Genomic DNA, 24,547 nt, shown 5'->3' on the forward strand with positions numbered 1-24,547 from the left:
CGCAGAGCGTAATCGCGGCCTGCTCGCCCCTTTGGCCTCACGGGGAACGTAGGATTCTCTAAGGAACAAGTGAATCAAGACGTGGATGCAGGCTCCCCCCAGCCCGTCAGCGCGATCACTTCAGCAGGAGACAAGGCAGGCATTTTGACCGGGAACTTCAACTTCCAGCACGAAAACACGGCTCTTCTCAGCGTCACAAGCGTTGAAGCACCGGTGGTTATGACCTCAGCTGAATTCGACGAGCGTCTGGCACCGTCCCTGAAGCGGCTCCGACTCTCCAAACGGCTCCTGGAACGGGTGGCCGGCGTGAGTGAAAGGCGCTGGTGGTCCCCCGGGACGGACTTCGACGACGCGGCCATCGAGGCCGGCGCGAAAGCGATCGCCGAGGCCGGCGTCGAGCCTTCCGAAATCGGGCTGCTCATCAACACTTCGGTGACCCGGCGGAACCTGGAGCCTTCAGTTGCGGTGAAGATCCACCATCAGCTGGGGCTGCCGTCCTCCGCCCTGAACTTTGACCTGGCCAACGCATGCCTGGGCTTCGTCAACGGCATCACCATGGCCGCGAACATGATTGAATCCGGGCAGATCAAGTACGCCCTGATCGTGGCCGGCGAAGATGCGCAGGGCACCCAGGAGGCAACGTTCAAGCGCCTGAACAGCCCGGACTCCACCCGCCAGGATTACCTGCGCGAGTTCGCCACACTCACCCTGGGCTCCGGTGCTGCCGCCGCCGTGATCGGCCGCGCCGATGAGCATCCGGGCTCGCACCGCATCGTGGGCGGGGTTTCCCGGGCCGGCACGCAGCACCATGAGCTGTGCGTGGGCGGCGTTGACGGCATGTACACCGACACCAAGGGCCTCTTGGACGGCGGCCTGGAACTCGTGGTGGACGCCTGGAACGAGGCCCACGAGGACAAGGGCTGGGACTGGCGCTCCATGGACCGGTACGTCACCCACCAGGTCTCCAATTCCTACACCAACGCCATCATCAAGGCCGTGGACTTGGTTCGGGAACGGGTGCCCATCACGTTCCCGCGCTGGGGCAACGTGGGCCCGGCGTCGCTGCCGATGACCCTGGCCCAGGAAGCCCGCACGCTGAACCCGGGCGACCGGGTGCTGTGCATGGGGGTGGGCTCGGGCCTGAACACCACCATGATGGAGATTGCGTGGTAGCCGAGCTGTGGCCCGGCGTCGCGGAATCCTGGTCTTCCTTCGTCCAGGTTCCTTCGACTGCGGCCGTTGACCCCCGCGGAACCGTCCATAAGTGGCATGTGCTGGACAATGGCCCGGACCTTGCCGCCCGCGGCGTGGAACCGGCCGGGACCCTGCTTTGCGTGCACGGCAACCCCACCTGGTCCTACCTCTGGCGCAGCCTGCTCGCCGCAGGCTCGGAAGCTGAGCAGCCCTGGCGGGTCATCGCCGTCGACCAGCTGGACATGGGCTTCTCCGCCCGGACCGGCGCCTTCCGCCGCCTCGAGGACCGCATCACCGACCTCGGGGACCTCACTGACGCACTCGGCCTGAACGGCAAGGTCATCACCGTGGGCCACGACTGGGGCGGCGTCATTTCCCTGGGCTGGGCGCTGAAGCACCGCAGCCAGCTTGCCGGGATTGTCCTGACCAACACCGCAGTGCATCCGGCCGGTTTCACGCTGCCGCCGGCCCTGCAGCTGGCCCTGCATCCGGCAGTGCACGGCTGGGGCACCAAAACCACCGACGCGTTCATCCGCGTCACCCACTCCCTGGCCCAGCCGACGCTGCCCAAGGATGTCCGGGCCGCCTTCGCCGCGCCGTACCGCGGCTCCGCCCGGCGCGCGGGTGTCGCCAACTTTGTTGCCGACATCCCGGCCGACTCCACGCATCCGAGCTGGCGCACCCTGAACCGGGTGGCCGACGGCATCAAGCGCCTGGACGTGCCCGCACTGCTGCTGTGGGGACCCAAGGACCCGGTCTTCTCCGACCGCTATCTGCGGGACCTGATGGACCGGCTGCCCCAGGCCGATGTACACCGCTTTGAGGGTGCCAGCCACCTGCTGCCCGAAGATGTGGACATCACCGCGCCGGTCTTTAGCTGGCTCGAGAAGGGCCCGGGCACCGAAAACCGGGAGATCCGCAGCCGCAACACGGCCGGGCTGTCCGTCTTCCGGCCCATGCTGGCCGAACTGGACGAGCGCGACGGCGATGCCTCCCCCGCCGTCGTCGACATGGCACCGCTGGGCGCACCCGCCGGCACCGAACCTGCGACCCTGTCCTGGGCGGAGCTCGCGGCCCGGGTCAACCAGCTGGCCGCCGGGCTGTCCGCCGCCGGCGTCCGCGCCGGCGACCGCGTGAACCTGCTCGTGCCTCCGGGCATTGAACTCACCTCGCTGATTTATGCCTGCCTGCGGCTGGGCGCCGTCATCGTCGTCGCCGACGCCGGGCTGGGTACCAAGGGCATGGGCCGCGCCATCAAGGGGGCCGGGCCGGCGTACATTGTCGGCATTGAACGTGCGCTGACCGGTGCGCGCCTCTTCGGCTGGCCGGGCATCCGGATCAGTGCCGAAACGCTGTCCCCCGCCAAGGCTCGGCTGCTGGGCGTGAAGCACTCCGTGCCGGAACTGATAGCCGCCGGCAGAGACGCCACCGCCGGCAGGGACTCCGACGGGCAGTGGCTGCGCACCGATCCCGACGCCGACGCCGCCGTGCTCTTCACCTCCGGCTCCACCGGACCGGCCAAGGGCGTTGTCTACACGCACCGCCAGCTCACCGCCATGCGCGATGCGCTCAAGAACACCTACAACCTGCAGGCCGGCACCTCGCTGGTCGCCGGGTTTGCGCCCTTTGCCCTGCTGGGGCCGGCGCTGGGTGCCACGTCCGTCACCCCGGACATGGATGTCACCTCGCCGCGTACCCTCACCGCTGCGGCACTGGCCGACGCCGCTGCCGCCGTGAACGCGACCACTGTGTTCGCGTCTCCTGCGGCCCTGGTGAATGTGCTGGCCACGTCCGAAGACCTGACCGAAATTCAGCGCAAGGCACTGCAGCAGGTGGAACTGCTGCTGTCCGCCGGAGCACCCATTCCCGAGCCGCTGCTGGCCCGGGTCTCGGCTTTGACACCCAACGCTGAGCTGCACACCCCGTACGGGATGACCGAAGCGCTGCCGGTGACCGACATCAGCCTGGACGACATCCGGGCCGCCGGTGCCGGCAACGGCGTTTGCGTGGGCACCCCGGTTTCCGGAGCGCAAGTGGCCATCGCCGCGCTCTCTCCAGACGGATCGATTGGCGACACGCCTCTGGTGGAACCCGGCCTCACCGGTGAAATCCTGGTCTCCGCACCCCACGTCAAGGACCGCTACGACCGGCTCTGGATCACCGAGTCCAAGAGCTCATCGCTGCCGGGCTGGCACCGTACCGGAGACGTCGGGCATCTGGATGAACAGGGCCGGCTCTGGGTGGAAGGCCGCCTCGGCCACATCCTGACAACGCCCGACGGCGTGGTCACCCCGGTTGCCGCCGAGCAGGCCGCCGAGTCCGTCCCCGCCGTGGGCCGTGCCGCCGTCGTCGGCGTGGGACCTGCCGGAGCGCAGGTGCCGGTGGCCGTGCTGGAACTGGTTGACCCCGTGCGCCGTCCCGGTACTGCCCCGCAGGACCTGGCCGCAGCTGTTCGGGCGGCTGTAGCCGCCGGTGCCGGTCTGGAGCTGGCAGCGGTGCTGGTGCTGCCGGCCATGCCCACCGATATCCGGCACAATTCCAAGATTGACCGCACGGCCCTGGCGGGCTGGGCGGACACGATCCTGGCCGGCGGGAACGCCAAGGTGCCCGGCACTGGCGGACGCAAATGAGTCCTGCCTCGCAGCCGGACAGCGGAATGAACCCGGTCGAAGCGCCGCGGCGGGTCCTGGTGACCGGTGCGAGCGGCCTGCTGGGCGGCGCCGTAGCCCGGCTGCTGGCAGAGAAGGGCCACACGGTCCGAACCCTGCAGCGCACACCGATGGCCGGAAGCACGGCCGCAGCCAGCGAGTCCATCGCCGGTTCCGTCTCCGACCCGGCCGCCGCAGCGCGCGCTGTGGAGGGGATGGACGCCGTCGTGCATCTGGCCGCGAAGGTTTCCTTCACCGGCGAGTGGCAGGACTTCGTGGACACCAACATCACCGGAACGCGCACGCTGATCGACGCGGCGAAGGCCGCCGGGGTCCGGGATTTCGTCTTTGTCTCCTCTCCCTCGGTGGCGCATTTCGGTGAACCCATCGCCGGCGCGGGCGCAGGTACCGCTGATCCGGAGCGGGCGCGCGGTTTCTATGCCCGGTCCAAGGCAGCCGCCGAGCTGCTGGCCCTCGCAGAGGATGCGCCGTCGTTCCGGGTGGGAGCCATCCGTCCGCACATTGTCTGGGGCCCGGGCGACACGCAGCTCGTGGAGCGGGTCATCGACCGGGCGCGGTCCGGCAGGCTGCCGCTGCTCAACGGCGGCGCCGCGCTGATCGACACCACGTACATTGCCAATGCCGCAGCCGCCATTGTCCGCGGCCTCGAACGCATGAACCACGCACACGGACAGGCCCTGGTGGTGACCAACGGCCAGCCCCGCCCGGTGGGAGAACTGCTGGCAGGCATCTGCATCGCCGCGGGTGTCACCCCGCCGGCGTGGAGCGTTCCCGGCTGGCTCGCCCGCGGCGCCGGATCCATCATTGAACGTGCCTGGCTGGCCGCCGGAACCCGCGGACTGGTGCACGACGAGCCACCCATGACGCGGTTCCTCGCCGAACAGCTTTCCACCTCGCACTGGTTTGACCAGCGCCGCACCCGCAAAGTGCTGGACTGGACGCCGGAGGTTACGGTGGAGGATGGCATGCGCCGGCTCGCTGCCCACTACGGAGGCACTGCGGCTTAGCTGCATCCGGAACCGTTGCGTCACAACCGCTTCACTGAAGAGGAACCCCATGGACAGCGTCACAGCAATTGAAAACTGGCCGGTGGAGCATGCCGCCGCCGCCGTCATTCTGGCCGACGGCAGCGTGGCCGGCAGCTCCGGTGACACCGAACGGCGTTTTCCGCTGGCGTCGGTGACCAAACTGCTCACGGCGTACAGCATGCTGGTGGCGTTGGACGAAGGTGCCTTGGAACTGGACCAGCCCGCCGGACCCGAGGGTTCCACCGTGCGGCATCTGCTCGCGCATTCGGGCGGGTATGACTTCGCGGAGCGCACCGTCCGCTATGCACCCGGAACCCGGCGGCTGTATTCGAACGCAGGGTTTGAAGTGCTGGGTGAAACCCTGGAAGAAGCCACCGGCATTCCCATGGCCGAGTACATGCACGAGGGCGTCCTGGCTCCCCTGGGCATGAACTCCACCGCTTTGGAGGGCTCCCCCGCGGCCGGAGCTGTGTCGACGGTGGCCGACCTTTCCCGTTTCGCCGCCGAGCTGCAGCAGCCGGTGCTCACCGCACCCGGGCGGCTGACCGAGGCGACCACGGTCGTGTTCCCCGGGCTCGCCGGTGTGCTGCCCGGGTTCGGCCGGCAGAAGGAGAACGACTGGGGCCTGGGCTTCGAGATCCGCGATTCGAAGTCTCCGCACTGGACCGGCGCGGACAGCTCTCCGCGGACCTTCGGGCACTTCGGCCAGTCGGGCACGTTCCTGTGGGTGGATCCCGACGCCGGTGCTGCCGCCGTAGCGCTGACGGACCGCGACTTCGGTCCCTGGGCGGCCGAGGTGTGGCCTCCGTTCACGGACGGTGTGCTTGCGGAGCTTCGCCGCGCCTGACGTTATCGGGATGTTCGGTTGTCGGCGCTGTTCGGAGGCTGCTCGGCCTTCCGGTGCGCAGCTCTGGCGGGTTAGCTTCTGCTCCGGTTCATCCGGTGTGCAGCTCTGGCGGGTCTGGCCCAGCGCCGGTTCATCCTGTGTGCAGCTCTGGCGGGTGGTAACGCCGTGAAGTCGCCAGAGGTGCACACACGAGGTGAATCATCCGCAGGCAAGGCGCCACATCTGCACACGCAGCCCGGACCGATGCAAGCCTGGCGAAGCTTCGCGGTTTCAGTCCACCCCGTGGGCAGATACGGCGGGTTGGGACGACTGGAAGTCGCCAGAGGTGCACACACGAGGAGGACCGCCCGCGCGTAGGTCGCCAGATCTGCACCCACGTGGGAATCGTCCACGGACAGACCGCGCGGCAGGCCTCCGTTGCCCAGATAACGGGCCCAAAACCGCGTGATAAGCCCGTTATCTGTATTACGGACCGAAGCAGGGAAAGACCTACCAGCGGCCGTTGCGGGGCCTCGGCTGGCACACCGGGCAGCTGTACGAGGAGCGGTTCATGAACGAATCGCGCCGAATCAGCGTCGAGAGGCCGGCGGCGGCGCACCGCGGACAGGGTTCACCCTCGCGGCCGTAGGCGTTCAGGGACCGGGAGAAGTAGCCGGACGCGCCGTTGACGTTGACATACAGGGAGTCGAAGCTCGTTCCGCCGGCGGCCAGAGCCCGGGTCATCACGTCGCGGGCGGAGTCGATCAGGCGCAGGGCGTCGGCACGGCGCATGGTGTCGGTCGGCCGGGCAAAGTGCAGCTTGGCAGCCCACAGGGCTTCGTCCGCATAGATGTTCCCGACCCCGGAGACTAGCCCCTGGTCCAGCAGGGCCCGCTTGATGCCGGTGCGCCGTCTGCGCAGCCGTGCATAAAAGTCATCGAAGGAGAACGCCGGGTCCAAGGGATCACGGGCAATGTGGGCCGCTTCTTCGGGAATCAGCGGCAGCTCGGTCTCGGACAAACCGCCGGGAGCTCCGTCGGGGGTGGGCAGCAGGTCGGTGAGGAACACTCCCCCGAAGATCCGCTGGTCAACGAAGCGCAGCTCAGCCGGCATGGGGCTTCCGTCGGCAGTATTTGCGGGGCTGAGCCGGAAGCGGACCTTGAGGTGTTTCTCGTCCGGCAGATGCGGATCTTCCATCAGCAGCTGTCCGCTCATGCCCAGGTGCGCCATCAGCGCCAGGCGCGGAACGCCGTCGTCGTGCGCTTCCGGGACAGTGCCTGAGACAGGGTCCGCAACCGGGGCGGACACGGAAGCGGCTTCCACCAGCGGCATCCAGAGGAATTTGCCGCGGCGGACGACGTCGGTGACCACCGCGCCCTCAAGGTTGCCGACAAGGTCCTCGGGACCTGCGGCGTGGCGGCGCACGGAGCGGGGGTCGAGGATGTCGACGCCGGTGATGGTCCGGCCGCGGACCCATGAGGCCAGTCCGCGGCGGACCACTTCCACTTCGGGCAGTTCGGGCACGGAGCTAGGCTCCGGCGGCCGTGCTGCCTGAGGGGCAGATAATCTTCCAGGTGGCGGCGGCAGCTTCCTGCTCCGCTTCCTTCTTGGAGTGTCCCACGCCGGAACCGTACGGCTTGTCGCCGATGTGGAGCACGGCAACAAAACTGCGGGAATGGTCGGGGCCGGAGCCGGTGACCTCGTAGTGGATGTCGCCGAGCTTTCGGCTGGCGGCGATCTCCTGGATGCTGGTCTTCCAGTCGGTGCCGGCGCCCAGGGCCTCGGCGTTGCGCAGCAGCGGACCGATCAGGCGCATCACCATGGCCCGGGCGGTTTCCATCCCGTGGCAGAGGTAGACGGCGCCGATCAGGGCTTCGGTAGTATCCGCCAGAATGGAGGACTTGTCCTTGCCGTTGGTCAACTTCTCGCCCTGGCCCAGCAGGATGTACTGTCCCAGTTCAAGGTCGCGGGCCACGCCGGCCAGCGCGCGCGTGCTGACGACGGCGGCGCGGCGCTTGGCCAGGTCGCCCTCGGACAGGTCGGGGTTGTCCCGGTACAGCGCGTCGGTGACGGAGAAGCCCAGAATGGAGTCACCCAGGAACTCGAGGCGTTCGTTCGTGGGGATGCCGCCCTGCTCGTAAGCGTAGGAGCGGTGCGTGAGGGCAAGACGAAGCGTCCCGGCGTCGATATCGACACCGAGACGCTTCAGAAGCTCTTCAGTATTCTTCACTTTTTGGTTCTGACCCGAAAAGCAGTATTCAACTCCCGGTCCGGAGAACCGCACCGGGACGAGAACACTGTTTTAGACGTCCGCTACCTTGCGGCCCTTGTATTCAAGGAACAGCGCGGTACCAGCTGAGTCGGTCACGACCTTGGCCTGGTGAGGCAGGCTGTAGGTAACGCGGCCGTTCTCAACGGTCTTCACCAGGTTGGGGGCAGTTGCCTTCCACTGGGACCGGCGTGCACGCGTATTCGAGCGGGACATTTTCCGCTTGGGAACAGCCACGACTAACTCTCTTCTCTCTCGTCTGACTCTGTACTTGTTGCCGCAGAATTGTCTGCGGCGCTGCCAGCCAGCCCGGAGAGGGCTGCCCAGCGAGGATCCACTGTTTGGTGGTGGTGACCCGGATCCTCCTCAAGGCGCGCTCCGCATTCGGAGCAAAGGCCTTCGCAGTCTTCCCGGCACACCGGCTGGAACGGCAGGGTGGTGACCACTGCGTCCCGCAAAACCGGTTCAAGATCGATGACATCTCGCTCGATCCGGTGTTGCTCTTCTTCCTCTTCTGTTCCGAAAGACTCAGCGTCCTCGTAGTAGAAGAGTTCCTGCACATCGACTTCCTCGTCGTACGCGATGGGCTTCAGGCACCGTCCGCATTCTCCCTGAACAGGAGCAATGACGGTTCCGGATACCAAAATCCCCTCGTGCACGGCTTCGAACCTCAGGTCCAGATCAAGATCTGATCCTTCCGGTACGCCGATAAGCGCAACACCGAAGTCCTTCGGTGCCGGAACATGTTCCTGCATTGTCCGCATAACCCCCGGGCTGCGCCCGAGATCCTTGACGCTGATGGTCAAGGGCGACGAACCCGGATAAATCCGCGACTGAACGCTAATGAGAACTCCTGTAGAACATAGACCGACATATCATCTTAGCCTGATACGGCCGATTCTCTCAAACGGCGGCGCACCAAGCCCCAAATCAGGGCAGGGCACGAGCTGCTCCTTCCAGTTTACAGGCCAAGCGCCCGCTGGTTTACCGGCGGGCATCCTGCTCGCATAGGCTGGCTTGATGCTTTCCTTCCTCCGTGCCCTGCCGCGCCGCCTGGTGCTGCGGCTCCAGCGCGGAGTTCCGCGGGGCGTGGACATAGCAGTGACCACCATTGTTTCGGTCCTGCTGATCTGGCTTTTTGCCGCCGCCAATCTCTTCTTTTATCCGCAGGCCGCCGGACTGGCAGACATTGAAAACCCGGCGCAGGCGGGCGGCCCCGGAACGGCCGACGCCGTGGTGGTCCTCGCCGGCGCGGCCGCCGAGCGCTTTCCGGTGGGACGCGAACTGGCCCGCGAAGGCCGAGCCCCGGAGCTGGTGCTCTCCAGCACGGAGACGCCCGGCAACGTGATCACTGATCAGTACTGCGACTTCATGGCCGGCGACACCGTGAGCGATGATCCCGCCAGCGCCGCCGTAACCTGCTTCTTCCCCGAGCCCATGACCACGCGCGGCGAGGCCCGCGCGGTCGCCCGCCTTGCCGCGGACAACGGCTGGGACGAGCTCATTGTCGTCACCTCCCGCTACCACCTGCTGCGCGCGGAAACCAACATCAGCCAGTGCACGACGGCGAAGATTACCATGGTGGCTTCGGAACCGGATTTCTCGGCCAAGCAGTGGCTGGACAGGTTCGTGGAGGAGACCGGCGGTCTGGCAGCCGCTCTGCTGCGGCCGGCCTGCGCCAGCGCGATCTAAAGGAGCGAAACCAGCTTTTGCGCTGAGAATCACCGACAGCAGTCGCTGACCCGTCCCACAAGTCCTTTCCCTAGTCCACTCGGGGTGCTGTTTCGATGATGACCTCGCTTCCAGATCACCGCTTCGTCGAACGGGATCCGGGACTCCCTACCCCACCCTAGATACACTCCGACACCGCATTTGCCTCTTGAATAAAGCGTTTTCTGTATGCGCCCTGACCCCAGCCGGAAGATTGATCCTGATCCAGCGCGTCACCTCCGGCCTGCCGGTCGCCCACGTCGCCAAAGAAAGAGGCATCTCCTTGCCCGCCGCCTGCCAGTGGGCGAACCAGCACCAGGATGAAGGTCTGCTCGGGCTGAAGACCGTTCCTCCCAGCCCAAACCTGCCCACATGCCACGAGCCCGCAGAAAACCGCCGAAGTTATCTAAACCCGTATTGAGCACCGTTCTGGCCCCTCGAACCTTGCAGCACGCACCGTGGTTGGGTCCCGGAAAATCTCAAGGATCCTATCCCGCTCCGGGATGCCTAACCTCTGGGATCTGGACCCGCTCACCGGAATCCGAATCCGCGCCGCACGTGCGACTGACGGCAGGCATGAACGCGACGCTCCCAGAGACTTGATCCACATTGACGTGATGAAATCCCGGAGAATCCCTGACGGAGACCGTTGGCGGGCGGACCCAAACCAGTCCGCCCACAACCATACTGCGGGACATGCCCGGGCTGGTTTCGATTACGTGCCGCACGGTACAGGAAGGCTGGGCCTACCTGCAGGTTTTCGCTTCGCACCAGTCTCTTACCGATGCCCTTCAACCTTGGTTAGACTTCTATACCCTTCAACGTCCGCACGGCAGCCTCGGAGGAAAAGCACCCATCACCCGGCTGTGATCAACGTGCTGTCTGAGCACACCCAGCGGACACGGTCGTGCGACGGGGCCCACTGCCACCCGGCACTGCACTCGGTGAAGTTTGGTGCCGACCGCATTTTCATGGAGGCACGCTCAGCATCGTCCATCTTGGCTATCGATCTAACTCGGCCGAGGTCCGCTCCGGGGTGCCATCGCATTGTTTCCATGCGCCAAAGCGAAACCGCCCGCCGTGTCCCTTGGACGCGGCGGGGCTTTGTCGTCCGTCGGGCATAGAGTTGACAGTTGCAGCACCGGACAACAGAGACGCTCGATAGAAAGTGAAGTCCTCAAATGGCTCTTGGCGTGAACATTTGGTCACCACCCACGGCAGAGGCTGCCCATGATTACTACCAATTCTCAGTCGAAAACCCAGTGGAAAAGATCCTAGATCTCTACGCTTCGGAGGAGAATGGTGGCGTCCTTAATTCCGACAATAAGGCCAAGGAGATAACAGGCCGCATCGTTGAGGCGATTCAAAACCGGGCCAGCTTCAGCATGATACGAATGGGTGATGGCGAGGGTAACTGCCTTTTCGACTTCGATCAGTACCCGACCCTAAAAAGCTACATCCTCGACCGCATCTCTTACATGCACTTCGGTGAAGGCTCCATCGTCCCAGCGCACGACGAAGAGTTCCTCCGTATGATGATCCAGGCGATTGACTCGTCCGACGTTATAGGCGTTCCGGAGCGTGATGCGGTGGCGAAGGGCTTCAAGACAGTTGACGATGACTTGGACGTCCGAGCTGTTGTCGGCAACCGTACCGCCGCCCTGAAAGTCGCCGCTAGGGTTGGCCTTCAGACGACCGCTTCAGCATGGACAAACCGCCAGCTACTCCCTCATTACGAGGAGATACTCACTGGCCGCGACGCCGTTGGCGTTATCAGCAGCCACCCGAAACTGGGAGATCTCATGAAGAAGCGATTCGGGATCGGTAAGGTAGTGGAGCATCTGATCCCACGGCAGGCTGTCTTCCTAAAGACCTCAGACCGGAAAGACTCCGGACATTTCCCCGACGTCTTCCGCGATATCGTTGACAGTATCTCCCCAACCCCAGGTATGCCCTACTTGGTATCGGGGGGGCTGCTGGCAAAACATTACTGCCACGTCATCAAGTCCCGAGGAGGCGTCGCTATCGATGCCGGCTCCGTCCCAGAAATTTGGTTGAACATTCCGAACCGTGGCTTGTCTCAGGACTTCCTTGATCGGTGGAAGCTGGTTTAGACCCCAGCGTGCTACCGCGAGGTCAGGTTTGCTTAAAGGTCCGGGTCGAGACCTGGACGGGCGAGCGAAAGCGCTGGAGCGCGAGCGGCAGCGCACATGTGGTCGGCGGATACTGGGCCACGTCTCTGGCTTGGGCCAGCTTGTCCTAGCTGGCCCGCGGCCCGAAAACCGTCATTTCGGAGGCGAGTGGAAGTTTGCCCACCCCGTTACCTAATGGGAGGTGAGGGAGCTAGACGGTGAGCGTGGTGGTCCATGCGCAGGATATTCGCCAGTGCGCGGCGTCTTGGGGGTCGGATTTCTTGCGGGAGACCCTGTGTCGTTCGCGGTATCGAGCCACGGCCATCGAGTTGATGGCGTAGACGTCCCCGCCGCTGGAGCGCAGCGCCGCAACGAGGAGCCCGTGTGTTGTTTCGATGGCCACCGGAATGCGGTCCTCAATCCGGACCCCGTCACAAGCCACCGCCGTGACCGGGTCCCGGGTGCGACGGATCCTGCTCAAGTCCGGCCGAACCCGGAACATCGAGGCCACCGTGGCCCGCCTCCCCCGATCCGCCGCGAAGCCGCGAAGCATCAATTACCAAGAGTGGAAGTCGCTTTCGGCACTCAGCTCACCGCCTTGCTTGGCCAGCTCGACGCAGCCTGCGCCAGCCTTGATACCCTGGCTCGGGCCGTCGAGGAGCTATTTGGCACGCACCGCGATGCCGGAATCCTCACTAGTTTCCTCGGCCTCGGATGGATCGCCGGGGCGGGTCCTGACCGAGATCGGTGATGACCGCCCCAGGTTCGCTACCGCAGGCTCGCTCCGGACCTACGCAGAGGCGGCCCCGGTGCCCCGTGCCAGCAGCAAGTCACGAACTGTCTTGGCAGGACGGGTGAAGAACAACAGGCTTGCCGCAACCGGCTACGTCTGGGCCTTCTCCGCACTGACTCCTTCACCCGGTGCCCGTGCCCACTACGATCGGGAAAAAGGGCCGGCGACAGACACACTGCAGCTCAGCGCAACCTCTTCAACAGGCTCCTCGGCTGCCTCTAGTACTTCCACCGAACAGGGCACGAATACAATGAGGCGGCCGCATTCCCATCAACCGCCGCCAGCGCCGCACCTTGACCGCTTAGTCCCATCACATGTCTACTTCCTGGCCCAAACCAGCCCGGACGCAGCGATCATCGCCGGGACGAGACCACGTCCCAGCTTGAAGCCCTCGTGGATGCCCACCCCTCTTCACGATCGCCCCGGTCACTCGCCGTTCCAGGACATCCATCCCCGATGAGCATCGAGCCAGCGGGGCAATAAGACACCCAAACGCGCACTGTCCCTCTCGGCCTTCGCCGCACTACATCACGCACCATCGAAACCGTATTGCGACCGCAAACTTGCCGAGGGCAAACGCCCTAACCAGCCAACCTGGTACTAAACAACCTGCCCTCAGCTGTTTGACCGATACCATAGGGACACCCCCGGATTGGTTGCTTCGGGGCACTTCCAAGGCAAGGCAAGGCCCGGATGGCAATGCGTGCGTTTTACGTATCTGCTGGGATTACGTGATTCATGTCCAGTCCGATTCCCCAATCCGGACGGAACACCCGGAAAGGCACCCCGCATGCAACTCTCCCCCGGAGACTAGGCGAGTTCAATCGATCGACTCTTGTATGTCTGTCAAGCCCCATCGCTGTCGCTCAGGTGTTGAGCGTACGGTATGTACGGCGAGCCAGATAGCGTATGATTCAGCGTCGGATTTCCTTGTCGGTACGTCCTTCGGCGCATCGCTTTTCAACGTACTCGCGGGCTACGCCATCATGGGTCACCCTAGTGACTGCGACGAGGCGCAGGGCACTGTTCAGGTCCCTGCACCGCCCCGGTTCAACCGGCGTCTGACGTGTTGCCCGAGGAAGTAGCGATCGGATTTACCCCGGCCAGGGAAGCGAACGCCGCCTCGTTACGAACTCGGCCCCCGTGTGGCCAAGCGGAGAGGCACTTCGCGGCGCTGATCGCCCTGGCTGCCCCTTCTCCTCCAGCAACGGTGCAGTTTCGCTGACCCTGACCAGCTCGCTCAGCTGTTTCTCGTTGGCTGCCAGCCGCTCATCGAGCTCCACGGCGTGCTTGGCCAGCTGCACTGCCTCATCAGGGGCAATGGACAAGGAGAGTCCCTCCTCGCGGGTCACGTGGGCCGGCCGGGTGCAGGCTGGCCCACCACCGTGGACGGGCACTCAACCGAATGACACCTGAATGTCAGTTGCAACACCGTTTTTTGGACTGAGCGAATCTACTCCTCGGGGACTTCGTTCGGGGTTCTCCATCCGAGAATCTTGCGGGGCTGATTATTGAGCGTGAGCGCGACAGTTTCAGGGTACTCGGCGGACCACCTGGACAGGCCGATGTCTTTCGGGAAATGCTGCCGCAGGAACGCGCTCGTGTTCTCTTTCGTTAGTCACCAACGCCTCGAAACTGCGGGCCCGGATACCGCCAGCGGCAGGCGGCATGACAACCGGGAACATGGCGAAGTTGAAGTCCTCGATCCATACCGCCTCCCCTTCGGAGGGTATTTCTTGCGCCAAATGCTTCCACCCGTGGCTCGCGCCCCGAAATGAAGTCGCACTGATCACGGTTGATTAGAAAACACATCGACGATCCTTCGAAGCTCGCCGCTGTCGCGAAGATGTCGCCCTGTGAGATGGCCGCAGTCAAGCGGCAAAGTGCTTGAGTGGGCGGGCGCTCGATGTTAGAAGCGTGATGCTTGTCCACGGGATGCTGCGTCCCGAAGTAAGTCAGAAAGCCAGCACGCGGAAATTCGCCCGAAAGTGCGGAGCTCAAATCCAGGTATTGGGGCGTGTTCGTTGACTTCCAAATTCGGCAACCGAGTATCCGATTGGATGTACTCAACTTCGATTTCCAGTCCGATGCCATCCCCTGCGGCCCAGCGCATCCGGCTTTTCGATGTCATTAACGAATACACCTGCACAGCACTGGCGATTATCCCGCGGCGGTCGGTCAATGCCACCGATGTTATCGGTGCTGGAGGGCATCATCGCGGAGACCGGCGTCGAACCCAAATATGTCAGGTGCGACGAAAGGCCCGAGTTCAACCCCGGCGCCCTGACCTACTGGTGCGCCACTGCCGGGAGAAAACAGCGCTCGTTGACGTGGGATGACCGTGAGTGAACGGGTTCGCTGAATCCTCTAACATTTTAACATTGAGTTCAGAAGGGAGCAGCCTTCCCGAGAGACCATCGACATATAAGATCAAGGGAAATAGTTGGCTGGGTAATGGAAAGCTACTTACAACCCTGAACGGTATGACGACGAAACGCTACTGGGGAAATGGGCGCGCCGAAACCGATTAGCTAGCGCATAGGCACTCGTGACAACCGCTACACCCCCACAGGCACGCTTGTCTCGGCGGCCACCCCAGTCACGTCCTAGTCCCCGCATCTGTGGGCGGTCCCGCCGGACCGAGCAAGATCAACGGCCCATGATCCTGTCCAAACGGAAACGCTAAGGCACTTACTCATACACCAGGGCCACGGACCCTTTTGCCGCTAAAAACATAAACGCGATTCCGGGCACACTGGCAAGGTCGCCCAAACCACTACTGAACGGTGGACTAGAACGTTTATCAAGGACTGTTTCTAACTGTTGGCTTACCAGAAGACAAGTTCCCCGCCCCAATGGTAAAAGAGATTTTCCAAAAAATCCTTCGCCTGAGCGGTCAAGCGCATTCGGCTAAACCAAAATAACGTTGGGTCACTCCGTTGACGAGTCAGTGGACCTCAGTACGGACCAAGGTGCAACTGCTTCGATCATTTCCAAGTACTGATCTTGGTGAGAGAGGTCAGGCTCCTGCACTTCACTAGCCTCACAAACAAGTTCGTTTTTCCAAGACAAGAACCGATTGGATACCTCCTCAAAAAATTCAGTATCGGACTCAGCCACGCTAATTGTGGTTATTTCCGGATCAATCCCTTCAACACGCGTAGCCACAATAGGTACACCAACCGCTTTATACATATGCAACTTCATGGGATTCATATAATTTGAAACCTCATCGGAAACATGCGGCATTATCCCCAGATGCGCGCCAGTGAGGAGACGTAGTGAGTATCTTTCAGTCTGCGGTCCGTGATACACAACATTCTTCAACTGCAGAGTTTCGTAAAAACCCTCGGGGGCGCGCTCTGCTGCGCCTATCAAGTGAACGATAATATTCTCGTTCATCATAGCCACTGTTCGAATTATTCCCCAGTTAATGCGATCATTCATGTTACCGCTGTAGACAATATCGAAGGAATCTCTTGTTTTGGACTCTGAACTACCTGAAATTTCGACGCCCAAAGGTGGGCGATACCAGTTAGGCACCACACTAGCCGCGGTATCTTTCGTGATAAAACCGGCTTCAAGGAAGTACTGCATGTTGACCGCTGAATTGAACACAACTGCATCAGCAGTGGCCATCATCGCGTTGTACTGTACAGAAATTTGCCGACTTCGATCTGTACGTGCCACACTCCAAGAGAATTGATTGTCCACGACATCAACTATCTTAATATACGAAGACAAAAGATCCTGGATGACCTCATAGAACTGAATAAAGGGATACAGCACTAGCACGGAGTTGGATGGTAGAATTGCGCTATCAGTGAGATACTTGAATATCGATTCCTCCAAAGTGGCACTTGAACGAAACCTAATCATGTCGTAAGCAACGTCATCAGTCCCGCCTCCAGTGGAACTACGGAGCTTTTCAGATACTCCACCAAGAACATTTGTTGCATCGGAGAGATGGTTTATTGACCGCTGTACGTATTGTTCTTCCTGGCGCTCATGCAGCAATTCCAGAACTCGAACATGATGGTCCGGATAACGTGCTTTGTAGGCGCGTGCTACCTGGTCTATGCGGCGACCATATATAGAAGCATCATGCTGCTTCCATATCAGAAGCAGTGTGGGTCGTTTTGTGACCGCGTTGTCTCGCTCCTGCCAATGCACAGACCGCTCAAAGACTTCGGACGCACGAGGCTGTTGTCCGGCCTCAATTTCTGCTAGTGAAAAGTTGTCATATGCCCCACTCAGTGTGAATTCTTGGGGTAAAGAAATATCTTCCACCGGCAAGGCTAATGCTTCGATTAGCTTTTGTGGGAAGTTGGTCTCGTCAAACAAGAAGAGGCCCGGCACACCGGCTAGGTCCGCTACACTGGGCCCCATCGGAGTCAAGACTGGTTTTTTAGCGGCAAGACCGTCACCAATCTTCGAAGTGATTTGGTATTTTGTAACCTCGTTATCCATCTCATTTGATGAAGGAAATCCAGTCAGAACTACGTCCATATCAGACAGACACGCTTGTAGTTCCCGAGCTGGCACAATTCCTCCTAACTCAACTCCCTGCTCTACTAACTGCTTGCGTAGCGACTCAGGTTGCACATCCCCATAGACGTGAAACTTGACGTTGAGATTGTAGCGCCAATTAAATACAGAAATCGACTTGGCCGCTGCAAGAATATTCTTATGCGGTCTTACTGTCCCGATGAACGCAACGAGTTTTTCTGAATCGCTCGGCGTCACGGCGCTTAGCGTTTCTTCAATCAGTCTCGCGTGGCGAACCATCTCACCGCCGAAAGACTCTTGAAGGGTCGTACTGGCAACGGTTCTAGCGTGGACGCGAGCCTGAAAGTACTTGCTATAGCCAAGTCCTGTCAACCCGTAGATCTTAGTGCGCGAGGCTTGAGATCTTGAAAAGTAATCTTCATTATCATCGAAATCTAAAATCAACTTTGCGTCTTTGGAAGCTAGGTGCGACGCCAGTTCAAAGTTCGGCAGTCTTGGTTTACAAATCCAGACTGTCGGAAAATTAACGTTCATCTGACGCAATATTCGATGGTAACGAGCACGATCATCCCAGGGAATTGTCAACAGATCGATGTTACTGTCGCGTATGGGTTCCCACAGTTGCCCTCCGAACTCCTTGAAGAGATAGGTTATTAATGCCGTTGGTCGTCTAGTTTTAGCGATATCATAAAGCACTTTTGCTCGTCCAATAGGATTATGAGCACCGTCCCATGAGGTCACGGCTACTGAATCTTTTTCTCGGGCGATACTAGCAATGTTGTCGAGCTGTCGGAAGATATTCGTATCTGAAATTGCGTCTTCCAGACGCCGGTGGTGAGTCTTATAAAGCATTTGGCCATTTAGTGCGAAGAGCTCAATTTCAGCGCCCGAATCCGCACCATCCACTTGGAACTTGAACCCCGTATTATCAGCGACTCCTAGCGCTTTAGAAACATCTCCTCTTGCTGTCGGCCATTCAACAAGTCGAGCAGGGCGTCCGTCTACCATAAGAAATGGAGTTACATCCCGAGTTGGCGAGTACAACCAGCCCGAAATACTGTTCTGACTGATGGAATCAATACGCCCGTGGGCTATGTTGACTTCGGGAATTTCTCTTATTGAAGATAATTTATGATTTGGTTCCGTTGTCGACGACGACATGTTACATCCCTAGTATTATATTGATCAGGTCAAACTAATGATATCAATGATTTATGATGTACTGGTTTCGTCGTGGCGAGAGTCAACGCGAGTCGCGGAGGCAAATCGCTGAGAGTCTGTCCGATGATACTTCCGGCCTATGTGCCGCGTAGACCGTATGCAACGACGGCGGTTTGATGAAGGGGTCTGCGACAGACCCAATGTGTCCTTGGTAGGTTGCTTGGAAGGCAGTCCAGTCTGGGCCCAACGTCGTACGGAAGCAACTAGTTGGATATTATCTATTCAGCTCGCAGGAGCGAGGTGTGCTGCGGGGCCACTGCTCAAGGCCGCAGATCACTGCAGCGACTCGCCTCAAACTGCATAGGTCGGCCGATGATGCTGGCTAGACCGAGTTTGGCGGGATCTCGAGTTCCCCTTTTTCGTATCTGGTACCTGATTGAGGTCGCGTTCACAGAGAGGGTCCCCCAAGAGAGCCTCAGCCCGGGATGCGGTTTCGTCGCCCTGCCGGCGAAGGGCCAGGAGCTTCTACCCTTACGAAAACTCGCTGTGCCAGAGCCGCAACACCGAGTCAGATGGGCGGTCCGCGGTGCGTGGGTAGGAAGTAGACACGACACGTCCGGCCGCGGAACGACGAAGCAAATGTCCGTGATGTCCTTACTGTTGTCGCCACTGTTGTCGCCGTTCTGGTGGGGATCAGGGTCGTGCTACAACGAGCCCGACGATCGGCGCGCTGCTTGTAGCGGGCACCCTCACAGTCGGAGCACCAATAGGCGAGTTTTAGAACCCGGCGGCGCGCTGGATCGCTTACCTTCAAAGGCACCGCAGCCGACGCCAGAGACGCGACTATTATCCCTGAACCCGGACCATCCATGCCGCATACGCTGCCCTGGGGCACTGAAATATGCGATGGTCCCCTCAACTAGGAGCCTCTGCGCTTCGAGAGCCACTTTCACCTCCATGCCGCCTCCTGCCACCCCCGATCAGCCAGCAAGTCAGCAGGCATGTGGAGACATCACCACAACGCTACGGCAAGCCTTCATCACGCCGGCCCATCCGAGGCCCGGAACCGGGTCTGCGGCATCAGACCCGGGCATCGGCGCGCCTAAGAGCCTCAGGCAGAGCGGGACAACATTGACTTGGGCGACTCAGCCGAATCCGCACACCGACTCGAGCGGGCGTGGTTTACCAGCCCTAGGCTTGACCGCGGCGCTTTCCACTAAGAGCGTCCACCGTTATTGGACCACCGCGGGATCCCTATCAGCAGGCGACCTGGTCCTAAGCCAACGCGTCATAGCTATGGTCATGCTTTCAGCGAGCGTGCCACCCCAATATGTTCAGCAGCCCCGACGCCCGGCCTGCTCCTAGACGAGACGTGGGCAGCTGCAGGAGCAGGTGCAGGGGCAGGTGCAGGTGCACCCAGCTTGCGTAGATGTGCTGCCAACCCAACCTGAGACTCTGGATCTTCGAAAATCACTGCAAGGTCCTTTGCTAGTGTATGACGTTGCACTGTTCACACTGAAAGGTAGCCGGTGACCTCCACCACCTTCGATCACATGTCCGATCTTGATCTTCTAATCGAGTCGGGAATATTCAACCGCTACTGGTATTCCGCTCAGAGTGACCGTTACTTTTCGAACGATCTCGCGGCTGGGGAAGATTTTCTCAAATATGGTATGTCGAAGGAGATGTCACCGCATCCCCTGATGGACTGCAGGTCGTGGCCATCTCACCTGCGCCAGGAATGGAAACAGGGAAAGTTTAAGGCTGTGATGAAATGGTTTAGAAAGCCTCTCAATCTACAGCCCGCAATCGGCCCACTCCTTTCACCACAAAGCATGCTTGCAAAGCCCGATATATTGTTGTCTGTTGACGCGATAAATCATCCAGGTGGAACACTTGGATGGCTTATCGAGCATGCTTCAGATGACTTCGTAGTAGAAACCAAATTTGGCGATCTACTATGGGGCAATCTTTGTCGCTCTTGGAAGACTGTTGTGGACACGATCAAGGTCCAAACATTCAAATCCCGTCCCCGACTCACGACGACATGGGACTCGGATAAGGAAAGAGTATGGCGCCGGCGGGTTAATGGCGTGCTTCTTCCTGAGGTTTCGGAGAGTGAGCCGTTAGTAAGCGTCATCATGCCCGCTTGGGACCGATCTGACGTCATCGCACAAGCGATAAGATCTGTTCAGCGTCAGTCCATTGAAAATTGGGAACTGATCGTCGTTGACGATGGTTCAACCGACTCTACCTGCGAAGTTGTTCGGCTTCTCGCGGAGGCAGACAAAAGAGTTAAGCTTATCCAGGCTCGTCATCAGGGTGTATGCGCCGCACGCAATCTTGGATTACAGCAGGCGAACGGTATATGGGTTTCCTTCTTAGATACAGACAATTTGTGGCCCTCAGATTATCTGGAACTTTCGGTAAAAGGAGCAATGGAGTCAGGTGCACGCGCTGTGTACGCCGGGCTTGAGCTGCACAACGCAGGCAATGTCACCTATAGAGCACATGCGGGCTCTATTGAAGATTTGATGATCATCAATCATATTGATCTCAATGTTTTAACTGTGGAACGCGAGCTGGCCCGCACAGTTGGCGGGTTTGACGAATCTCTAAAGCGCTGGGTTGATCATGACTTTGCTATTCGTTTAGCTAGTGTTACGGAACCCGTGCTCCTGCCCTTTATTGGATGCCGATACTTCGATGATCGCAATGAAACCGACCGAATCACGACAACCGAATCTGATGCATGGCAGTGGGTCGTTCTGGGAAAGAACCTCGTTGACTGGGAGAAGATGAGGAACCGAGCGTCCGTTCCCGGGCGGGTAACTATTTCCATACCTGTTTACCAAGACTGGTCGATGACAGCACGTGCAGTGCATAGCGTCCTAGAGTGTTCAGGGGACATGGATGTTGAAGTCGTCATAGTCGACAACGGGTCCGCTTACTACTACAGCGCTGCCCTAGGCCAATTATTCCACGGGAACCCAAGGGTTCAGTATGTTCGATTGCCTCGAAACCTAAACTTTAGCATTGGGTCGAATTATGGTGCGTACCTGGGGACAGGCGAGTACACATGTTTTCTAAACAACGACACTGTCGTGCGCGAGGGCTGGTTGCAACCGCTTGTTGATCGGCTGAAAGATCCTGCTGTTCTAGCTGTTCAGCCGCTGTTGCAGTACCCCGACGACTCGATCCAGACGGCCGGTACGATTTTTATGGCCGAAAACGCGCTTCCGGGTCATTTCCTCGCCAACCACCCAATGGAAGATGCTCACGCCGCGGGCCAAGAGCATTTTTCCGCTATCACGGGAGCCTGCATGGTGTGGAGGACGAGTGACATAGCACGTCTTCAGGGCTTCGATCCGTTTTTCATCAACGGCATGGAGGATATTGACCTCTGCCTGCGAGGCATTCGAGATCTCGGCGGACACTTTGAGGTTGAGCCCGCGTCGAAGGTCACGCATTTTGAGAGCAAGACTCCTGGTCGTGGAATGAACATCGCTGCAAACCGGCGCTCCTTCATGCAACGCTGGAACGGGCTTCTCCCCTGCTCTGAGGCTGACAAGTATGAGCGTTCGGGTTTCAGCCTCGCGCACATTGGTGGAGACAATCATTTGATCCCAGCCCCTCGTCCCGTCGTCGTGCGCTCTCAGGCAGCTCAACTCGAACGCTGGGGGATCCGGTACGCTTCAACCGGCGGGGACGCGGGAGACCGGTGGGGTGATACCCACTATGTCGGATCACTGGCAGGTTCACTCCGCCGTCAGGGCCGGGAGGTGGTTAGCTACCGACATGGTCACAATATGGACCGAAGCCAAGTTTTTGATGACGTTAATCTTGTTATCAGAGGGCTCGATATGGTCTACCCAATTCCCGGTGCTGTCAATGTTCTCTGGGTCATAAGCCATCCGGAACTTGTGACGATAGAGGAAATACGAGCCTTTGACCTCGTTTATGCCTCATCCCACACCTGGGCTACAAAGATGTCAGCACTCAGCGGGCGGGAGGTGAAACCGCTCTTGCAGGCCACCGACGTCACGCGCTTCCATATGGCCTCACCGGAGTCAAAGAATCGATGGCGTCCGACTACATTCGTTGGTGCTAACACCCCCAACCGAAGCCGGCCTGTAATTAGTGATGCTCTGCGTTCCGGCGTAGATTTGCGGATTGTGGGACATGGGTGGGAAAACGTACTCGAACCCCGCATGCTTGAGGCAGAGGGTATAAGAAACGAAGACCTCGGCGACTTCTACCGTTCATCAAAACGCGTACTGGCGGATCATTGGCCTGAGATGGCAGAACAGGGGTTTATTCAGAACCGAATATTTGATGCCGTCGCGTGTGGAACGCCCGTGGTAAGTGACGAAGTGACTGGCCTCCACGACGTTTTCGGAAGCATGGTACAAGTTTACAAGTCCGTAGATGAACTTCGATGGCTTTGTAGTCCGGACGGGTTGTCCGCTTTTGGTACGGCCGAGGAACGATTTATCCAAGCTCAGGAAGTGGGCAAACTTCATTCATTTGATGCCCGCGCCGAAGAACTTCTACGCGATGTTGAAGTCTGGCGAAGCTCTCTCTCCATGCCGCGCGCGCTAGTGGTCTAAATCCGAAATCCGAGGACCCGTTCCAACCGGATTTCGTGCAGCCCGGTGAGTGAGGACTGAACTCTCACTCACCGGGCTCTACGGCAGGCCGCTAGGTGTACTCAGACAGGAGTTGATCACACCGAGTGACGGGTGCTTTGCCTCCGAGGCTGCCCTGCGGGAGGGACGGTTGTAGAAGTCTAACCACGGTGGCAGGCATCGATGCGCACCTGGTTCGAGGTGAAAACCTGCCGGTAGGCCCAACCTTCCTGCAGGGTCCGGTTGAACCGTTCGGCTTTACCGTTCTGCCAAGGAGGGCGGGGTCTGATCAGGATGTGCTTGGCTCCAAACCGGCCAGCACGGACTGGAAATCTTTGGAGAGCCGGTAGGCGAACGCGTTACCGGTCATGACCTGTTTCACAGGGGCACCGTGGGAGGCCATGAATGCTGCCGCCCAGGCGAGGAACCCGGCGCAGGTGGCACCTTTCTCACCCGGATGGACTTCGACGAAAGCGAGCCGGGAGTGATCATCCACGGCAACATGGACGTAGTCGAAACCGACTTTCTGGTGACCGATGTTGTGGTTGCGGGCCGATTGATTCGGGTCTGCCCGCCAGCCGCCTCCGTCGGGGATTCTCCCGAGTTCTTCACATCAATGTGGACATGTCTCCAGGAGCGTCGCGTTCATACCTGCGGTTAGTGGCAGGTGCGGCACGAATCCGGATTCCGGTGAGCGGGTCCAGATCCCAGACGTTGGGCATCGCGGCGCTGGCAAGGATCCGAGAGATCGTGCGGGCGCCGAGCTCGGTGCGTGCTGCCAGATCCGGTCCGGTGCTCCGTACGGGCTTGGATGACTTCGGCGGTTGTCTCCGGGCTGGTGGCGTGCGGGGAGCTTTTGGGTCGGGAAGAACAGTCTTCCAGACCGGGCAGGCCATCAACTTTGTAGCGGTTCACCCATCGGCAGGCGCTGGGCCGGGAAATGCCCATTTCTTTGGCGACGTGGGCCACCGGCCGGCCTGCGGTGACGCGCTGGACCAAGATCAATCGTCTGGCAGGAGCCCGTCTGGGATTACGGTGAGACATGAAGGCCTCCTAGTTCTGGGTGTGTGGTAACCACCAAATCTAAGAGGTCTTCATCTATTTCCCGTGTAACTAACGTCCTGTCTCAGTAAAGCTAAGCGCCCTGTTCCTGGTACAGCCGCCGGTACGCGGCCCGTGGCACGAGTTCCGAAACGTCACCGCCCAGGGAGGAAACTTCCTTGATCAGGGTGGAGGACAGGTGAGTGTAGCGGCTTTCGGCAGGGAGAAAGACGGTTTCGACGCCGGTCAGGTGACGGTTCATGACGGCCATCGGCAGTTCGTACTGGTAGTCCTGCACCGACCGCAGGCCCTTCACAATGGCGTTGACGCCGTGCTCCCGGCAGAAGTCCGCCAGCAGGCCCTCCCCCATCGGCACCACCGACACGCCGCGCAGGCCGCCGAGCGTCTCACGGGCCATGGCCAGCCGTTCCGGCCCGGAAAACCGGTATTTTTTGGCGTAATTCGTGGACACGGCAACGAGGACTTCGTCGAACAGGCTGGCAGCCCGCGCGATCACCTCCACGTGTCCGTTGTGGATGGGGTCATAGGATCCGGGGCATACCGCGCGTCGCATAGGTCGAATCTAC

Annotated in this window: 14 protein-coding genes and 5 pseudogenes; 9 read left to right on the forward strand and 10 right to left on the reverse strand. The window is 60.4% G+C overall.

The features are described 5' to 3' along the window. The first annotated feature begins 144 nt into the window (after positions 1–144). The 4 genes from MUG94_RS11230 to MUG94_RS11245 are packed head-to-tail and all read left to right on the forward strand — an operon-like array spanning position 145 to position 5,738. Positions 145–1,173, forward strand: coding sequence for a 3-oxoacyl-ACP synthase III (locus tag MUG94_RS11230; protein WP_227908362.1), 1,029 nt, complete (start codon positions 145–147; stop codon positions 1,171–1,173). Next, positions 1,167–3,824 (forward strand): alpha/beta fold hydrolase, encoded by a 2,658-nt coding sequence (locus MUG94_RS11235; protein ID WP_227908253.1) that lies wholly within the window; start codon positions 1,167–1,169, stop codon positions 3,822–3,824. Before MUG94_RS11230 ends, MUG94_RS11235 begins: the two co-directional genes overlap by 7 nt. Positions 3,825–3,850: 26 nt before the next feature. After that, positions 3,851–4,870, forward strand: a complete 1,020-nt coding sequence (locus MUG94_RS11240) for an NAD-dependent epimerase/dehydratase family protein (RefSeq protein ID WP_227908252.1) — start codon at positions 3,851–3,853, stop codon at positions 4,868–4,870. 49 nt (positions 4,871–4,919) lie between these two features. Continuing rightward, positions 4,920–5,738 (forward strand): serine hydrolase domain-containing protein, encoded by an 819-nt coding sequence (locus MUG94_RS11245; RefSeq protein ID WP_227908251.1) that lies wholly within the window; start codon positions 4,920–4,922, stop codon positions 5,736–5,738. A 489-nt stretch (positions 5,739–6,227) separates the two neighbouring features. Here the strand turns inward: MUG94_RS11245 and mutM are convergent, their stop codons facing one another. The 4 genes from mutM to MUG94_RS11265 form a co-directional block, all read right to left on the reverse strand. Next, positions 6,228–7,241 carry a bifunctional DNA-formamidopyrimidine glycosylase/DNA-(apurinic or apyrimidinic site) lyase gene (mutM, locus tag MUG94_RS11250; RefSeq protein ID WP_227908250.1) on the reverse strand — a complete coding sequence of 338 codons (1,014 nt, stop codon included), beginning with the start codon at positions 7,239–7,241 and terminating at the stop codon, positions 6,228–6,230. A 4-nt stretch (positions 7,242–7,245) separates the two neighbouring features. Beyond that, complete coding sequence (rnc, locus tag MUG94_RS11255; RefSeq protein WP_227908249.1) at positions 7,246–7,947, reverse strand: ribonuclease III; 702 nt, start codon at positions 7,945–7,947, stop codon at positions 7,246–7,248. Between the two features lie 72 nt (positions 7,948–8,019). Next, positions 8,020–8,223: a 50S ribosomal protein L32 gene (gene rpmF / locus MUG94_RS11260; RefSeq protein WP_055240805.1), complete on the reverse strand. Its 204-nt coding sequence runs from the start codon at positions 8,221–8,223 to the stop codon at positions 8,020–8,022. 2 nt (positions 8,224–8,225) lie between these two features. After that, complete coding sequence (locus MUG94_RS11265) at positions 8,226–8,792, reverse strand: YceD family protein (protein WP_227890253.1); 567 nt, start codon at positions 8,790–8,792, stop codon at positions 8,226–8,228. A 214-nt stretch (positions 8,793–9,006) separates the two neighbouring features. On the opposite strand from MUG94_RS11265, the gene MUG94_RS11270 reads away from it, so the two are divergent. Both MUG94_RS11270 and MUG94_RS11275 read left to right on the forward strand, forming a co-directional pair. After that, positions 9,007–9,678 carry a YdcF family protein gene (locus MUG94_RS11270; protein WP_227908248.1) on the forward strand — a complete coding sequence of 224 codons (672 nt, stop codon included), beginning with the start codon at positions 9,007–9,009 and terminating at the stop codon, positions 9,676–9,678. Between the two features lie 1,199 nt (positions 9,679–10,877). After that, positions 10,878–11,810 (forward strand): GT-D fold domain-containing protein, encoded by a 933-nt coding sequence (locus MUG94_RS11275; protein WP_227908245.1) that lies wholly within the window; start codon positions 10,878–10,880, stop codon positions 11,808–11,810. Between the two features lie 221 nt (positions 11,811–12,031). On the opposite strand, the pseudogene MUG94_RS11280 reads toward MUG94_RS11275, so the two are convergent. Next, positions 12,032–12,237, reverse strand: a pseudogene (locus MUG94_RS11280) (IS110 family transposase); the annotation flags it as partial. Between the two features lie 800 nt (positions 12,238–13,037). Here MUG94_RS11280 and MUG94_RS11285 point away from each other — a divergent pair. Next, positions 13,038–13,210, forward strand: a pseudogene (locus tag MUG94_RS11285) (IS110 family transposase); the annotation flags it as partial. Positions 13,211–13,538: 328 nt separating this feature from the next. Here MUG94_RS11285 and MUG94_RS11290 read toward each other — a convergent pair. Both MUG94_RS11290 and MUG94_RS11295 read right to left on the reverse strand, forming a co-directional pair. Further along, positions 13,539–13,967, reverse strand: a pseudogene (locus MUG94_RS11290) (transposase); the annotation flags it as partial. 107 nt (positions 13,968–14,074) lie between these two features. After that, positions 14,075–14,236: pseudogene (locus MUG94_RS11295) on the reverse strand (IS30 family transposase); the annotation flags it as partial. 566 nt (positions 14,237–14,802) lie between these two features. Here MUG94_RS11295 and MUG94_RS17340 point away from each other — a divergent pair. Next, a complete protein-coding gene (locus tag MUG94_RS17340; protein WP_423724392.1) occupies positions 14,803–14,970 on the forward strand; it encodes a hypothetical protein in 168 nt (55 codons plus the stop codon). Positions 14,971–15,552: 582 nt separating this feature from the next. On the opposite strand, the gene MUG94_RS11305 is transcribed toward MUG94_RS17340, so the two are convergent. Further along, on the reverse strand, positions 15,553–18,291 hold the full coding sequence (locus MUG94_RS11305; RefSeq protein WP_227908244.1) for a glycosyltransferase: 2,739 nt from the start codon (positions 18,289–18,291) through the stop codon (positions 15,553–15,555). A 1,529-nt stretch (positions 18,292–19,820) separates the two neighbouring features. Between MUG94_RS11305 and MUG94_RS11310 the strand changes: the two genes are divergently transcribed. Continuing rightward, a complete protein-coding gene (locus MUG94_RS11310) occupies positions 19,821–22,901 on the forward strand; it encodes a glycosyltransferase (RefSeq protein ID WP_227908243.1) in 3,081 nt (1,026 codons plus the stop codon). Between the two features lie 91 nt (positions 22,902–22,992). On the opposite strand, the pseudogene MUG94_RS17345 reads toward MUG94_RS11310, so the two are convergent. Next, positions 22,993–23,963, reverse strand: a pseudogene (locus MUG94_RS17345) (IS481 family transposase). Between the two features lie 91 nt (positions 23,964–24,054). Continuing rightward, on the reverse strand, positions 24,055–24,534 hold the full coding sequence (gene coaD, locus MUG94_RS11320) for a pantetheine-phosphate adenylyltransferase (RefSeq protein ID WP_227890256.1): 480 nt from the start codon (positions 24,532–24,534) through the stop codon (positions 24,055–24,057). Positions 24,535–24,547 lie beyond the last annotated feature (13 nt).

Origin of the sequence: Arthrobacter gengyunqii, assembly GCF_023022985.1 — a bacterium.
GTDB lineage: Bacteria > Actinomycetota > Actinomycetes > Actinomycetales > Micrococcaceae > Arthrobacter_B > Arthrobacter_B gengyunqii.